The following is a 12214-nucleotide window of genomic DNA, read 5'->3' as shown; positions in this document are numbered from 1 at the left end:
TTTCTGACAGACAGCCCCCGCCGGCCGCCGGCAATCCCGCGCGAACCGGCACAAACGGTCGCCTCGGGCCGCCGAGAGAGCAGTTTCTGGCGGGCGAGCGCAGCAGCGGGCGAGCGCAGCAGCGGGCGGGCGCTTCAGCGGGCGGGCGCAGCAGCGGGCGGGCGCTTCAGCGGGCGAGCAGCAGCGGGAGAACGCAGCGGCGCGAGAGCCCAAAGGAGTCAGAGCCCCCACTCCGCTACGCCAGCGATTCCCCCAGCGCGATGAGTGCCAAGTCGGTGTTCGTCGGCCCGACGAGGCTGAGTCCGACCGGCGCACCTTCCACAGCCAGCAGCGGCACGCTCAAGGCCGGGCGGCCGGCGATCCCGGCGACACAGGTGAGGCGCAGAGTGCTCTGGCGCACCTGCTCGATCGTCCCGGCATCCGCGGTCGTCGACGGCGCGACGGATGGCGCCGACGGCAACAGCAGCACCCAGTCACTGACGATCGATTCGATGCGCTCGCGGGCGAGCTCGAGAGCCTGCCGGGCGAAAGACTCGGTTTCGGCGTCGATCGTCGCGCCGAATGCGAACCGGGCGGCGATCTCCTCGCCGAGGGCGTCGGGATGCGCGATGATCCACTCCCCATGGGTCGCCCACGCTTCGGCGGACTGCACCGTTCGGAAGATCTCGTGCAGGTCGTCGACATCGGGAAGGGTCACCTCGACCAGATCGTCGGTGAGGCCAGCCTCCGCGAGCCGGGCGAGGGTCGCGGCGAAAGCATCCTGCACCTCCGGGGTCGCGAGCGCGACGAGCGCAGGGGCGACGGCGAAGCCCGCGGAGATATCGGCACGGCCGGCACCGCCGAGAGAGGCGGATGCCGCGGCGCGAAGGGTGGCCGCATCGCGCGTCATCCAGCCCACGGTGTCGAACGAGGGCGCGAGCCCGAGCAGGCCATCGCGCGCCACCGCGTCGTGGGTCGTGCGGAGCCCCCAGAGGCCCTGATACGACGCGGGCACCCGGATCGATCCGCCGGTGTCGGTGCCGAGCCCGATCGAGACCTGCCCGGAGGCGACCGCCGTGGCCGGACCACTCGAGGAGCCACCGGGGATCGCGCCGGCGACGGCGGCGTTCGGCGGAGTGCCGTAGTGAGAGTTCTGTCCGGCGACACTGTAGGCGAATTCGTCGGTCTGGGCGATTCCCTGCACCGTCGCGCCTGCCGCGAGTAGCGCGGTGACCGCGGAGGCGTGGGCGACGGTGCGAGGCGCTTCGGCCAGGTAGGCGGGCACCCCGGCGCCCACGGCGAATCCCGCGACGTCGAAGAGGTCCTTGACCGCGACAGTCTCCCCGACGAGCGGCCCCTCCGCGGCACCGGTGACCAGCGGGCTGCCGACGACCCGCCAGACGGATGCCGCGATCGCGGGCGTCGGAACGCTCACGTGGGCGGCCTCGACGAGCCAGTCGGCATCGCCATCGTTCGTGGAGCTGCGGTGCCAGAGCTGGGTCTGCTGCCCCCGGCCGCCGGTGGCGGGGAGGGTCACTGCCACGACGAGCGCACGATCGTTGCCGAGGTCGCGCACGTGGATGTCGCCGATGCTGCGGGCGGGAGCTCCGCCGCGACCCTGCCGGAAGGCGCTGATCGCGTCGTGGCCCACCAGCACGCCGCCGGCATCGCCGCGCAGCGTCCCGTCGCCGGGGGCGAAGAGCCGGTCGAGAGCGGCGAGATCGTTGGCCATGAGGGCCCGCTCGTACTCCCAGAATGCGTCGAGGAGGCCGTCTGGAGCGGCTCCTTCTACTCTGCTGTCAGTCAAAATCTGCCACCCTAATCTTTGCGTGAACGCCTTTCACGATATCCACGACCTGCGAGATGTTGAAGTCCGTCGCCGCGCTGAGATACGCGTAGGCGTGCGCGGCGTCGAGTGAGAATCGGGCCTGCAACAGGGCGATCGCGGCGCGGACGCACGCCTTGACCGCCTCATCCAGGTCTTCGTCCATGCCGGTCGGCACGAGGTAGTCGGTGGTCTCCACCAGCGGCCCGACCAGGGCGCCGAAAGCGTCGAGTGCGTCGTTCTGGGTGAGCACGTCGAAGCGCAGTGTCGCCCGCAGCGAGGCCTCCATCGCGGTGAGGGCGACTTCGCCGTCGCCCTGTGCGAAGTGCGGGTCTCCGACGTAGGCGAGCGCGCCCTCTGCCTGGATCGGCAGGTAGAGACTGCTCCCGACTGTCAGCAGGTTGATATCGATGTTGCCGCCGTGCGGCCCGGGCGGCACCGAGTGCGGGCGGGCGTCTCCCGCGACGGCGATCCCCATGATCCCGAGAAACGGCGCGAGGGGAAAGCGGATGCTGTGCTCGCCGCCGAGCACGCGCGGCATGGTCCCGAAGCCCTCCGAGACGCCCGCGAAGACACTGACGCGCTCGCCGTCGACGGGGTACTCGACGGGAAGAGCCCCGCGACCGTGCCGGTTCGACACGATGCCGTAGGGCACCCGCTGCAGGGTCTCGAGAACGGTGATCTTGAGCAGATCGCCGGGTCGGGCGCCACGGATACGCACCGGACCGCTGACCACGTGAGGACCGTCGACCGCCGGGTCACGCGGATAGTCGGAGGCGGCGAGCGCCACAGAATCCGTCAGCACGCTGTCGGCATCGACCCCGAAGCCGACGAAGAAGGCGAGCGGATCGCGCCCCTGGTCTTCGTGGATGCCCTCGTGACTGATCGTGTCGATCGTGACCTCGTCGCCCGCATCGATCGTGAGCACGGGGCTGTCGGCGGCGCAGGGAAGGCGCCCCCAGAGCACGGCAGAGGGATCGGCCGGCAGGTAGTGCGCCGCGCGGATCGCACCGACGCCGGGCTGGAGTACGGCATCGGACATCGCGCGCTCGCTTTCGGCTCGGTGGGCGGCACGGGCGATCCGTGCTTTCTGAACCCTACAGAGAGGCCCAACGGGGGCGGCGACGCCATGCGGTGGGGGCGCAGATCGGCCGGGGGCACTCAGCGTGCGTAGAGGGCCACTTCGTCCTCCGGCAGCCGGAACCAGACCGGCAGTCCCGGGCTGAGCCCGAGCGCCGCCGCCCGACCCGGCGAGATGTCGGCGACCATCGTCGCCGACCGCACCCGCACGCTGTCGCCGCGGGGTTCGAGATCCTGCACCGTCACGTTGAGCGCATTGGCGCCGGCGGGGCGGTCGAGTTGCACGGAGATCGCGGAAGGTCGCACCGCTGCCGCGGCGGGCGCCCCGAGCGTGCCGGTGCCCGCACCGGTGACCACGGTGCCGTCCGCCATCCGCAGCCCGGTGGCGGTGCGTATCCCGGTGAGCAGATTGAGTCCGGCGAGACCGGCGGTGAAGGGATGACGCGGCCGCTGCAGCACCTCTGCCGTCACCCCCTGCTCCACGATCTTGCCCTCACCGAGCACCACGACGCGGTCGGCGAGGGTGAGGGCATCGAGCACCTCGTGCGTGACAACGATTGCGGTGCGGCCGGCGAGCACCGTGCGGAACATATGCCGCAGGGTGGGAGCGACGGCCACGTCGAGGGCGGCGAGCGGCTCATCGAGCAGCAGCAGCCTCGGCTCCGGTGCCAGGGCGCGCGCGATCGCCACCCGCTGGGCTTGTCCGCCAGACAGCTGAGCCGGGCGGCTTTCGCCGAGTTCCGCGGCCTCGACCGCGGCGAGCCACCGGTGGGCGGATGCCCGTGCTTCCGCACGCGGCCGGCCGGCGCTTCGCGGCCCGAAGGCCACGTTCTCCAGAGCGGTGAGGTGCGGGAAGAGCAGTGCTTCCTGGGCGAGCAGCGAGATCCCCCTTCGATGGGGAGGCAACCAGTGGCCGCGGGACAGGTCGAACAGCGACTCGCCGTGGAGATCCGCCCGGCCGGAGTCGGGCCGCAGGAGTCCGGCGAGGATCGACAGCAGGGTCGATTTGCCCGCCCCGTTCGGCCCGAGCACGGCGAGGGTCTGCCCCTCTGCCACGTCGAGGGATAGGTCGAAGCCGCGTTCGGCGACCGTCGCCTGCAGGTGCAGCGTCATGCGGTGAACCGCGCCCGGGTGGCAGGGGCGGTGCGCAGGGTGAGGCCGACCACCACGAGGGAGACGACGACCAGCACGAGCGAGAGGGCCACCGCGGCATCCGGATCCGTCTCCCGCTGCAGGTAGATCTCCAGCGGCAGCGTGCGCGTGACCCCCTGCAGGCTGCCGGCGAAGGTGAGGGTGGCGCCGAATTCGCCGAGGGCGCGCGCGAATGACAGCACGGCGCCGGAGAGCAGTGCGGGCAGCACGAGAGGCAGCGTGATGCGCCTCAGCACGGTGCTCGGCCGCGCCCCCAGCGTGGCCGCCACCGCTTCATAGCGCGTGCCGGCGAGGCGGATGGCGCCCTCCAGACTCAGGACGAGGAACGGCAGCGCCACGAAGGTCTGGGCGATCACGACCGCCACCGTGGAGAATGCGATGCTCACCCCGAGCGCCTCGAGCGGGCGCCCGAGCAGACCCTGCCTTCCGAAGGCAGCGAGCAGCGCGATCCCGCCGATCACCGGGGGCAGCACCAGGGGCAGCAGCACGATCGTGCGCACCACCCGCTGGCCGGGAAAGGTGGTGCGCGCCAGCAGGAGCGCCATCGGCACGCCGAACAGTACGCAGAGAGCGGTCGCGGCGAGCGAGGTGCGCAGACTCAGCAGCAGGGCATCGACGGATGACGCACTCGTCACCAGAGCGACGAATCCACCCCAGTTCACCCGGGTCCCCATCGCGACAAGCGGCAGCAGCACGAACGCCGCGCCGACGATCGCGATCGCGACGACCCAGCGCGGCACTCCGGAAAAGGCTGTGCGGTGCATGCTCAGGGGGCGCCGAAGCCCGCCGCCGCGAGCACGGACCGGCCGACTGCACCGGTCACGAAGGTCACGAAGGCCGTGGCGAGCGCCTGGTGCGTTCCGGCCTTCACAGTGGCGATCGGGTAGGTGTTGACGGCCGCGCCCGATTCGGGGAACGGGATGCCCTCCACGCTCGAGCCGGCACCCTTCACGTCGGTCACGTAGACCAGGCCGGCATCCGCCTCACCGGATGAGACCTTGCCGAGCACGTCCGTGACCGCGTTCTCCTCGCTCACCGGGTTGAGTTTCACGCCACTCGCCGTCTCGACTGTCACCGTCGCGGCTCCGCAGGGCACGGCCGGCGCGCAGACAACGGTCTTGACGCCGGGGCCCGCGAGGTCGGCGAGAGTCGCGATCTTCGCCGGGTTGCCCGGTGGCACCGCGATCTCCAGCACGTTGGTGGCGAAGTTCACCGGGGTGCCCACCAGGGTCGACACCTTGGCCATGTTCCTCGTGTCGGCCGAGGCGAACACGTCGGCGGGCGCTCCGGCGGTGATCTGCGAGACGAGGTCGGCAGAGCCTGCGAAGCTCGTCGCGACGGTCACGCCGGGGTGTGCGGCCTCGAACTTGGCAGCGAGTTCGCCGAAGGTCTTGGTGAGGGATGCGGCGGCGAAGACCGTGATCGACCCGCTGAGACTGTCTTTCTTCGGCGTCGCCGAGGGCGCGGGCGCCGCGGCGGCGGCGCATCCGGCCGTGGTCAGAAGGATGCCGAGAGCGAGGAGCGTGAGCAGCCGTTTCCTCACTGTTTCCCCCCGGGTGTCTCGATGATCACCGTCGTGGCTTTCACGACCGCGATGGCGACGGATCCCGGCTCGAGCCCGAGGTCCCGAACGGCCTCGCTGCTCATGAGCGAGACCACGCGGTGCGGTCCACACTGCAGCTCGACCTGGGCCATGACGGTATCCATCACGATGTTCGTGACCAGGCCGACGAAGCTGTTGCGGGCGGACCGGGAGACGCCGGAGGGGTCATCCGGCAGCACCGCATGGTCGCGCGCCAACGTCGCGAGGGCGAGGCCGTCGACGACAGCTCGCCCCGACTCGTCCTTCTCCGCGACGAGGGTGCCGTTGTCGACCCAGCGGCGCACCGTGTCGTCGCTCACACCCAGGTAGAGGGCGGCGTCTTTGATCCGTATCTGCGGCATGGATGACATATTACTTCCGTTTTCGCGGATTCGAGGTCGCGTCTACGCTTGCCCTATGGAGCAGAGCGGCGAACCCCCGACAGTCCGGATCGCCACGGCGGCAGACCTCGACGGCATGGTGCGCACGCTCACCTCCGCCTTTCTCCGCGATCCGCTCTGGGGACCCTCCTTTCCGGATGACGCGCACCGGGTGGAGCAGATGTCGGCCTTCTGGCGGCTCTTCGCCACCTCGGCGCTGCGATACCCCTGGAGCTTCGTCACCGAGGAGTGCGCCTCGCTCTCGATCTGGCTGCCACCGGGCGGCGAAGACCTCACGGAGGACGAGGCGCGCGGGTACGACGCCTTTCTCGTCGACCTGGTCGGCGCCGAGGCCGCCCACCGGATCGGGGTCGTCTCCGCCCAGTTCGAGGAGCTGCGCCCGACGGAGCCCCACTACTACCTCAACTTCCTCGCCACCCACGACGATCACCGCGGGCACGGCCTCGGCATGGCCCTCCTGCGACAGAACCTCGACCGCGTCGACGCCCTCGGAGCCGCCGCCTACCTCGAATCGACGAACCCGGCGAACAACGCCCGTTACCGGCGGGTCGGATTCGAACCGAGGGGCGCATTCACCACGGCGACGGGGCACGTCGTCACCACGATGTGGCGGTCGGCGCGCTAGGCCGCGACCGCTCCCACCGTCACAATTCGCCCCGGGAGCCCTGCCTGCCGACACAGTGCGACGGACGGGTGGGGCGAACCGCTCGTCGACCTGCGCCCGCGCCCGATCACACCTGCGAGAATCGAAGGATGCAGGCATCCCCGGGCGCGAGATATTCCCGCCAGCTCGCCCTCCCCGGCTTCGGGCCGGAGGCTCAGCAGCGACTGGCGGATGCCCGCGTGCTCGTGATCGGCGCCGGCGGGCTCGGCAGCAGCGTGATTCCGGCTCTTGCCGCGGCGGGTGTCGGCACGATCGGCATCATCGACGACGACACCGTGGAGCTCAGCAACCTGCATCGCCAACTCGCTCACGGCCTCGCGGATGTCGGTCGCGCGAAGGCGCTCTCCGCAGCCGAAACGGTGGCCGCCATCGATCCGGCGGTCACGGTGAACGCGGTCGAGGCCCGCCTGACCGCGGGCAATGCCCTCGAGCTCTTCGTCGACTACGACCTCGTGGTCGACGGCAGCGACAACTTCCCCACCCGGTACCTCGCCAACGACGCCGCGGCGCTCACCGGTATCCCTGTGGTGTGGGGCGCGGTCTCCCAGTTCGCCGGACAGGCCGGGGTCGCGTGGGCATCGAAGGGTCCGCAATACCGCGACCTGTTCCCCGCTCCCCCGCCGCCCGGATCCGTGCTCTCCTGCGAGGCCGGCGGGGTGCTCCCCACTGTCGTCGCCGTGATCGGATCCATCATGGCCGGCGAGGCGCTGAAGCTCCTCACCGGCGTCGGGCGGCCCCTCATCGGGCGCGTCACCACTTTCGACGCCCTCACCGGCGGATTCCGCGAGCTCGCCTACGCCCCGGATCCGGATGCCGCCCCCATCACCGCCCTCGTGGACTACGAGCTGTTCTGCGGCATCCGCGACACCATCGACGTCGACGAGCTCGCGAGTTCTCTCGACGGAGTGACACTCATCGACGTGCGCGAGCTCTGGGAGGCGGAGATCGCCAGCCTCCCCGGGTCGACCCTGCTGCCCCTCGGATCGATCGAATCGAGGCTCGGGGAGATAGACCGCTCGAAACCGGTGGTCGTCTACTGCCACTCGGGCATCCGCTCTGCGAGCGCCGTCGCGATGCTCGGCGAGCGCGACATCCCGGCCCGCAGCCTCGTCGGAGGAATCGACGCCTGGTCCCGCCGCATCGACCCCAGCGTCGCGAGGTACTGATGACTCACCGCTCGGTCGAGGAGTACGTCGCTCATGTGCGTGCCCTCATCGCGCCGGCCATCCCCACCGGTTCCGAGACCGTGGAGCTCGGCGCCGCCCTCGGGCGCATGACCGCCGCGGCCATCCTCTCGCCGGTGGATCTGCCCCTCTTCCGCAATTCGCAGATGGACGGCTTCGCGGTCGTCGCGGCAGACCTCGCGAAGCTGCCGGTGACCCTTCCCGTGGTCGGCGAGGTCGCCGCGCAACCCGGAACTCCGCGGCCGCTTGCCGCGGGCACCGCAGTGCGAATAATGACCGGCGCTGTGGTGCCGGAGGGAGCGGATGCCGTGGTGCCGGTCGAGGACACGACCGCGACCGGCGACTCGGTGACGATCACGCGCGCACGCACCACCGGCGAGTTCGTGCGCGAGCGCGGCAGCGACCTCCGCACCGGGGATCCTCTTCTGCCGGCCGGCCTCCGGCTCGCCTCGCGTCACCTCGCAGCCCTGGCCGCCGCCGGCATCGATGAGGTAGTGGTGCGGCGCCGGGCGCGTCTCGCCGTGATCAGCACGGGCGCGGAACTGACCGAAACGGGGAGGCGTGCTGGTCCGGGCGAGATCTACGACTCCAACGGCACTGCGCTCACTGCGGCGGTCACGGCCTGCGGTGCCGAGGTCACCCTCGCGATCGTGTCCTCCAACGACGAGCTCTCCCAATTGCGCGGTGCCATGCTGATGGGCGTCGCCAACGCCGACATCATCCTCACCTCCGGTGGCATCTCGATGGGTGAGCACGAGGTGGTTCGCGATTTCCTGCAGACCATCGGCGGCGAGGTCGGACACATCGCCATGCAGCCCGGCGGGCCGCAGGCGACCGGGGTGTTCAACGGTGTGCCGGTGATCAGCTTTCCGGGCAACCCGGTGAGCACGCAGCTCTCCTTCGAGGTCTTCGTCGCGCCGATCCTGCGGGAGGCGGCGGGCCTGCCCGCGGCTCAGCGCCAGCAGCGTGACCTCTCCGCCGATGTGCGCTCGGCGCCCGGCAGACGACAGTTCCTGCGCGGCCGGGCACTGCCCGATGGACGAGTCGAGGTGGTGGGCGGCCCGAGCTCTCATCTGGTGGCCGGGCTCGCGGCAGCCGACCTGCTCATCGACATCCCCCAAGACACCATCCAGCTGAAAGAGGGCGACCCCGTGGAAACGATCGACCTGTGAGCAATCTGAGCCATCTCGACGAAGACGGGCGCGCCCGCATGGTGGATGTCGGCGACAAGGCGATCACGGCCCGCACCGCCACCGCCACCGGGCGACTGGTCACCACCCCGGATGTGGTGGCCCTCGTGCGCGCCGACGACCTGCCGAAGGCCGATGTGCTCGCCACCGCTCGCATCGCCGGCATCTCGGGCGCCAAGAAGACGAGCGAGCTCATCCCGCTCTGCCACCAGGTGCCGCTCTCGTCGGTCAGCATCGACTTCCAGTTCACGGATGACGCGATCCTGGTGTCGGCGACGGCCAAGACCGTCGGCCGGACCGGGGTCGAGATGGAAGCGCTCACCGCGGTGGCGATCGCCGGGCTCACCCTGCACGACATGGTCAAGGCGGTGGACCCGGCGGCGGTACTCGGGGAGATCCGGCTCGAGTCGAAGACCGGCGGCAAGCGCGGCCACTGGACCCGGCATGGCGTCATAGCGCCCGCCGCCGTTCGATCCGGCACTGCGGCCGTCGTCGTCGCATCCACCGCCGGTGCGGCGGGAACGCGGGAGGACACCACCGGGCCGGTGATCGCCGCCTGGCTCGCCGAGCACGGCTTCGCGGTCGATGCGGTCACGGTCGTCGCCGACGCCGACATCGCCTCCGAGTTGGCGCGAGTGGCGGCATCCGCCCCCGCTGTGATCATCACGACGGGCGGCACAGGCCTCAGCCCCACCGACCGCACCCCGGAGGCCACCATCGCCCTGCTCGATCGCGAACTGCCCGGCGTGGCGGAGGCGATTCGCGCCCGTGGACTCGCCGCGACACCGACCGCGGCCCTCAGCCGCGCGGTCGCCGGCACGGCAGGCGGCACCGTCGTCGTCAACCTGCCGGGCAGCAGCGGCGGTGTGCGAGACGGGCTCGCCGTTCTCGACGGGCTGCTCGAACACCTCGTGGCGCAGGTCGCTGGCGGAGGCGCCCATGAGTGACGTTGTGCGTGCCCTGATCTCGGCCGAGCCCATCGACGCCGCCGCCATCGAAGACTTCGTGATGGACGCCCAGCAGGGCGCTCTCGTGACCTTCCGCGGGGTCGTTCGCAACCACGATCACGGGCTCGCGGTCACGTCGCTCGAGTATTCCGCGCATCCGGATGCCGCCCGGTTCTTGACGGAGTGCTGCGAGAAGATCGCCGCCGAGACCGGCCTCCGCGTGGCCGCCGCCCACCGTGTCGGTGCGCTCGTCGTCGGTGATATCGCGCTCGTCGCCGCCGTGGCCGCCGCCCACCGCGGAGAGGCCTTCGCGGCGTGCGAGCGTCTGGTCGACCTCATCAAACTGACGGTGCCGATCTGGAAGCGCCAGCACCTCGCCGACGGCGCCACCGAGTGGGTCGCCCTCTGACCCCGGCTCTCCCCCTGCGCGCATAACTCCTGCAGATTGCTCGTGGCAGTGCGGCGCACCCCGGATTCCCGGGCGCGACCCCGCGGCCGGGCTCGGGTTGCAGGAGATATGCCGCGTGGATCGGGCGGCAGCCGGCGTCGACCGTCGTTAACCTTCCGGCCATTCGGGGGTCATCCGGGCCTTCTACTGTGCAGGCGTGGCTGCGCACACCTGCGCTGTCGCGCACCAGCAGACCTCAGGAGAATACTCATGCGACGACGAATCCCTGTTCTCACCTCCGCAACACTCATCACCGCGCTCGTGGCCACCGCCGTTGTGGCCGGCACCGCCGGCGCGGCCTCGGCACACGGCGAATCCGACGACGACCGGGGGCGCGCCAAGAACGTGATCTACCTGCTCGGGGATGGCATGGGACGCACCCATGTCACCGCGGCCAGGGAGCGCTTCTACGGCTCGGATGGCAAGCTCGCCATGGAGACCCTCCCCGCGCAGGGCTACGTCAGCACCTACGCGGTCGAGAAGCTGTCGGGCCAGCCCGGCACCAAGAACTTCCACCCCAACCCGGTCACCGACTCGGCATCCGCTGCGACCGCCTGGTCGTCCGGAGTCAAGACCTACAACGCGGCCCTAGGCATCGACGCCACCGGCACGGTCAAGCCCACGGTCATGGAGCTCGCGAAGAAGGCGGGCCTGCGCACCGGCAACGTCTCCACCGCGGAGATCACGGATGCCACTCCCGCCGGCCAGATGAGCCACGCTCTCGCGCGCGGATGCCAGGGGCCGGTCTACTCGGACGCCGCGTGCCAGGATCTCTCCATCACCGGCACCGCGCTTCCGACCAGTGACATCCGGGTGACCCCGATCGCCGACCAGATCGCCCGCAACGGAACCGCGGACGTCATCCTCGGCGGAGGGCTCAGCCGCTTCGACGCCGCCGACGAGAAGGCGCTGAAGGACCAGGGATACTCCGTGCTCGGGTCTCCCACCAACCAGACCGTCGCGACCAAGTCCGATCTCGCCGCAGCATCCGGCCAGAAGGTCTTCGGCCTCTTCAACCGGGGCAACCTCACCATCGAGAAGTCCAAGCAGGACAACCCCACCTCGGTGCAGGCCCAGGAGCCGACGCTTCCCGAGATGACGAAGAAGGCGATCGCGCTCCTCACGAGCAAGTCGAACTCCAAGGACAAGAGCGCCAACAAGGGCTTCTACCTGCAGATCGAGGGCGCACTCATCGACAAGCGGTCACACGCCAACGATGCGGCCCAGACCCTCGGTGAGATGAAGGCCTTCGACGACTCGGTGAAGATCGCGAAGGACTTCGCCGCCAAGGACGGCAACACCCTCGTCATCGTGACGGCCGACCACGAATGCGCCGGCTTCAACATCATCGAGAAGGGCACCTTCACGAACGCCGAAGCCACCGCCCCTCCGACGAACGTCGACTCGGGCAACGTCGCGAACAACTCCACGCCGACCCGCCCGAACAACGCGAAGGATGCGACCCGCTCGACCGGGATCATCAACGGCGCCGGTTCCGCCGACCCGAAGAACTTCGCCCCGGCGACGTTCCGCATTCCGAGCGACCCGGCCAGCGTCGTCGACGGATCCCCGGAGGCCGGCCTCTGGCTGACCTACCTCTCGGGCAACCACACGGGCGCGGATGTGCCGGTGTACGCCTACGGGCCCGGCTCCGAACAACTGGACGGCACCATCGACAACACCGCGCTGTTCGGGATCGTCGGCAAGGCGCTCCGCGTCATCAAGTAGGAAGCACCCACCACAGTCCGGGCCGGGGAGAGCA

Annotated in this window: 12 protein-coding genes; 6 read left to right on the top strand and 6 right to left on the bottom strand. The window is 70.3% G+C overall.

Translation table 11 applies throughout. The annotated features are described in order from the left end of the window. Positions 1 to 235 precede the first annotated feature (235 nt). From F1C58_RS03525 to F1C58_RS03500, 6 genes are all read right to left on the bottom strand, one after another. Positions 236 to 1786, bottom strand: a complete 1551-nt coding sequence (locus tag F1C58_RS03525) for an AtzH-like domain-containing protein (RefSeq protein ID WP_255461243.1) — start codon at positions 1784 to 1786, stop codon at positions 236 to 238. Beyond that, positions 1779 to 2846 (bottom strand): acetamidase/formamidase family protein, encoded by a 1068-nt coding sequence (locus tag F1C58_RS03520; protein ID WP_185202642.1) that lies wholly within the window; start codon positions 2844 to 2846, stop codon positions 1779 to 1781. The genes F1C58_RS03525 and F1C58_RS03520 overlap by 8 nt, the downstream gene beginning before the upstream one ends. A 119-nt stretch (positions 2847 to 2965) precedes the next feature. Beyond that, positions 2966 to 3997 carry a sulfate/molybdate ABC transporter ATP-binding protein gene (locus tag F1C58_RS03515; protein WP_185202640.1) on the bottom strand — a complete coding sequence of 344 codons (1032 nt, stop codon included), beginning with the start codon at positions 3995 to 3997 and terminating at the stop codon, positions 2966 to 2968. Next, a complete protein-coding gene (locus tag F1C58_RS03510) occupies positions 3994 to 4800 on the bottom strand; it encodes an ABC transporter permease (RefSeq protein WP_185202638.1) in 807 nt (268 codons plus the stop codon). The genes F1C58_RS03515 and F1C58_RS03510 overlap by 4 nt, the downstream gene beginning before the upstream one ends. Positions 4801 to 4802: 2 nt before the next feature. Next, complete coding sequence (gene modA, locus F1C58_RS03505) at positions 4803 to 5579, bottom strand: molybdate ABC transporter substrate-binding protein (RefSeq protein ID WP_185202637.1); 777 nt, start codon at positions 5577 to 5579, stop codon at positions 4803 to 4805. Then, on the bottom strand, positions 5576 to 5980 hold the full coding sequence (locus F1C58_RS03500; protein ID WP_185202635.1) for a molybdopterin-binding protein: 405 nt from the start codon (positions 5978 to 5980) through the stop codon (positions 5576 to 5578). Before F1C58_RS03500 ends, modA begins: the two co-directional genes overlap by 4 nt. Before the next feature lie 55 nt (positions 5981 to 6035). Between F1C58_RS03500 and F1C58_RS03495 the strand changes: the two genes are divergently transcribed. The 6 genes from F1C58_RS03495 (at position 6036) to F1C58_RS03470 (ending at position 12180) form a co-directional block, all read left to right on the top strand. Beyond that, complete coding sequence (locus F1C58_RS03495) at positions 6036 to 6644, top strand: GNAT family N-acetyltransferase (RefSeq protein ID WP_185202633.1); 609 nt, start codon at positions 6036 to 6038, stop codon at positions 6642 to 6644. 128 nt (positions 6645 to 6772) lie between these two features. Further along, positions 6773 to 7849: a ThiF family adenylyltransferase gene (locus F1C58_RS03490; RefSeq protein ID WP_185202631.1), complete on the top strand. Its 1077-nt coding sequence runs from the start codon at positions 6773 to 6775 to the stop codon at positions 7847 to 7849. Further along, positions 7849 to 9039: a gephyrin-like molybdotransferase Glp gene (gene glp / locus F1C58_RS03485; protein ID WP_185202629.1), complete on the top strand. Its 1191-nt coding sequence runs from the start codon at positions 7849 to 7851 to the stop codon at positions 9037 to 9039. Before F1C58_RS03490 ends, glp begins: the two co-directional genes overlap by 1 nt. Continuing rightward, complete coding sequence (moaCB, locus tag F1C58_RS03480; RefSeq protein WP_185202627.1) at positions 9036 to 10004, top strand: bifunctional molybdenum cofactor biosynthesis protein MoaC/MoaB; 969 nt, start codon at positions 9036 to 9038, stop codon at positions 10002 to 10004. The genes glp and moaCB overlap by 4 nt, the downstream gene beginning before the upstream one ends. Beyond that, positions 9997 to 10413 (top strand): molybdenum cofactor biosynthesis protein MoaE, encoded by a 417-nt coding sequence (locus F1C58_RS03475; protein ID WP_185202626.1) that lies wholly within the window; start codon positions 9997 to 9999, stop codon positions 10411 to 10413. The genes moaCB and F1C58_RS03475 overlap by 8 nt, the downstream gene beginning before the upstream one ends. Positions 10414 to 10662: 249 nt before the next feature. Then, on the top strand, positions 10663 to 12180 hold the full coding sequence (locus tag F1C58_RS03470) for an alkaline phosphatase (RefSeq protein ID WP_185202625.1): 1518 nt from the start codon (positions 10663 to 10665) through the stop codon (positions 12178 to 12180). Positions 12181 to 12214 lie beyond the last annotated feature (34 nt).

Origin of the sequence: Glaciihabitans sp. INWT7, assembly GCF_014217685.1 — a bacterium.
Classification (GTDB): domain Bacteria; phylum Actinomycetota; class Actinomycetes; order Actinomycetales; family Microbacteriaceae; genus Lacisediminihabitans.
This window is presented reverse-complemented; position numbering and strand designations above follow the sequence as displayed.

Bases quoted from the DNA above. Each gene is read 5' to 3' on its own strand.
- F1C58_RS03520 (WP_185202642.1), bottom strand. From the start codon at position 2,846: ATGTCCGATGCCGTACTCCAGCCCGGCGTCGGTGCGATCCGCGCGGCG.
- F1C58_RS03515 (WP_185202640.1), bottom strand. From the start codon at position 3,997: ATGACGCTGCACCTGCAGGCGACGGTCGCCGAACGCGGCTTCGACCTA.
- F1C58_RS03510 (WP_185202638.1), bottom strand. From the start codon at position 4,800: ATGCACCGCACAGCCTTTTCCGGAGTGCCGCGCTGGGTCGTCGCGATC.
- F1C58_RS03500 (WP_185202635.1), bottom strand. From the start codon at position 5,980: ATGCCGCAGATACGGATCAAAGACGCCGCCCTCTACCTGGGTGTGAGC.
- F1C58_RS03495 (WP_185202633.1), top strand. From the start codon at position 6,036: ATGGAGCAGAGCGGCGAACCCCCGACAGTCCGGATCGCCACGGCGGCA.
- F1C58_RS03490 (WP_185202631.1), top strand. From the start codon at position 6,773: ATGCAGGCATCCCCGGGCGCGAGATATTCCCGCCAGCTCGCCCTCCCC.
- glp (WP_185202629.1), top strand. From the start codon at position 7,849: ATGACTCACCGCTCGGTCGAGGAGTACGTCGCTCATGTGCGTGCCCTC.
- F1C58_RS03475 (WP_185202626.1), top strand. From the start codon at position 9,997: ATGAGTGACGTTGTGCGTGCCCTGATCTCGGCCGAGCCCATCGACGCC.
- F1C58_RS03470 (WP_185202625.1), top strand. From the start codon at position 10,663: ATGCGACGACGAATCCCTGTTCTCACCTCCGCAACACTCATCACCGCG.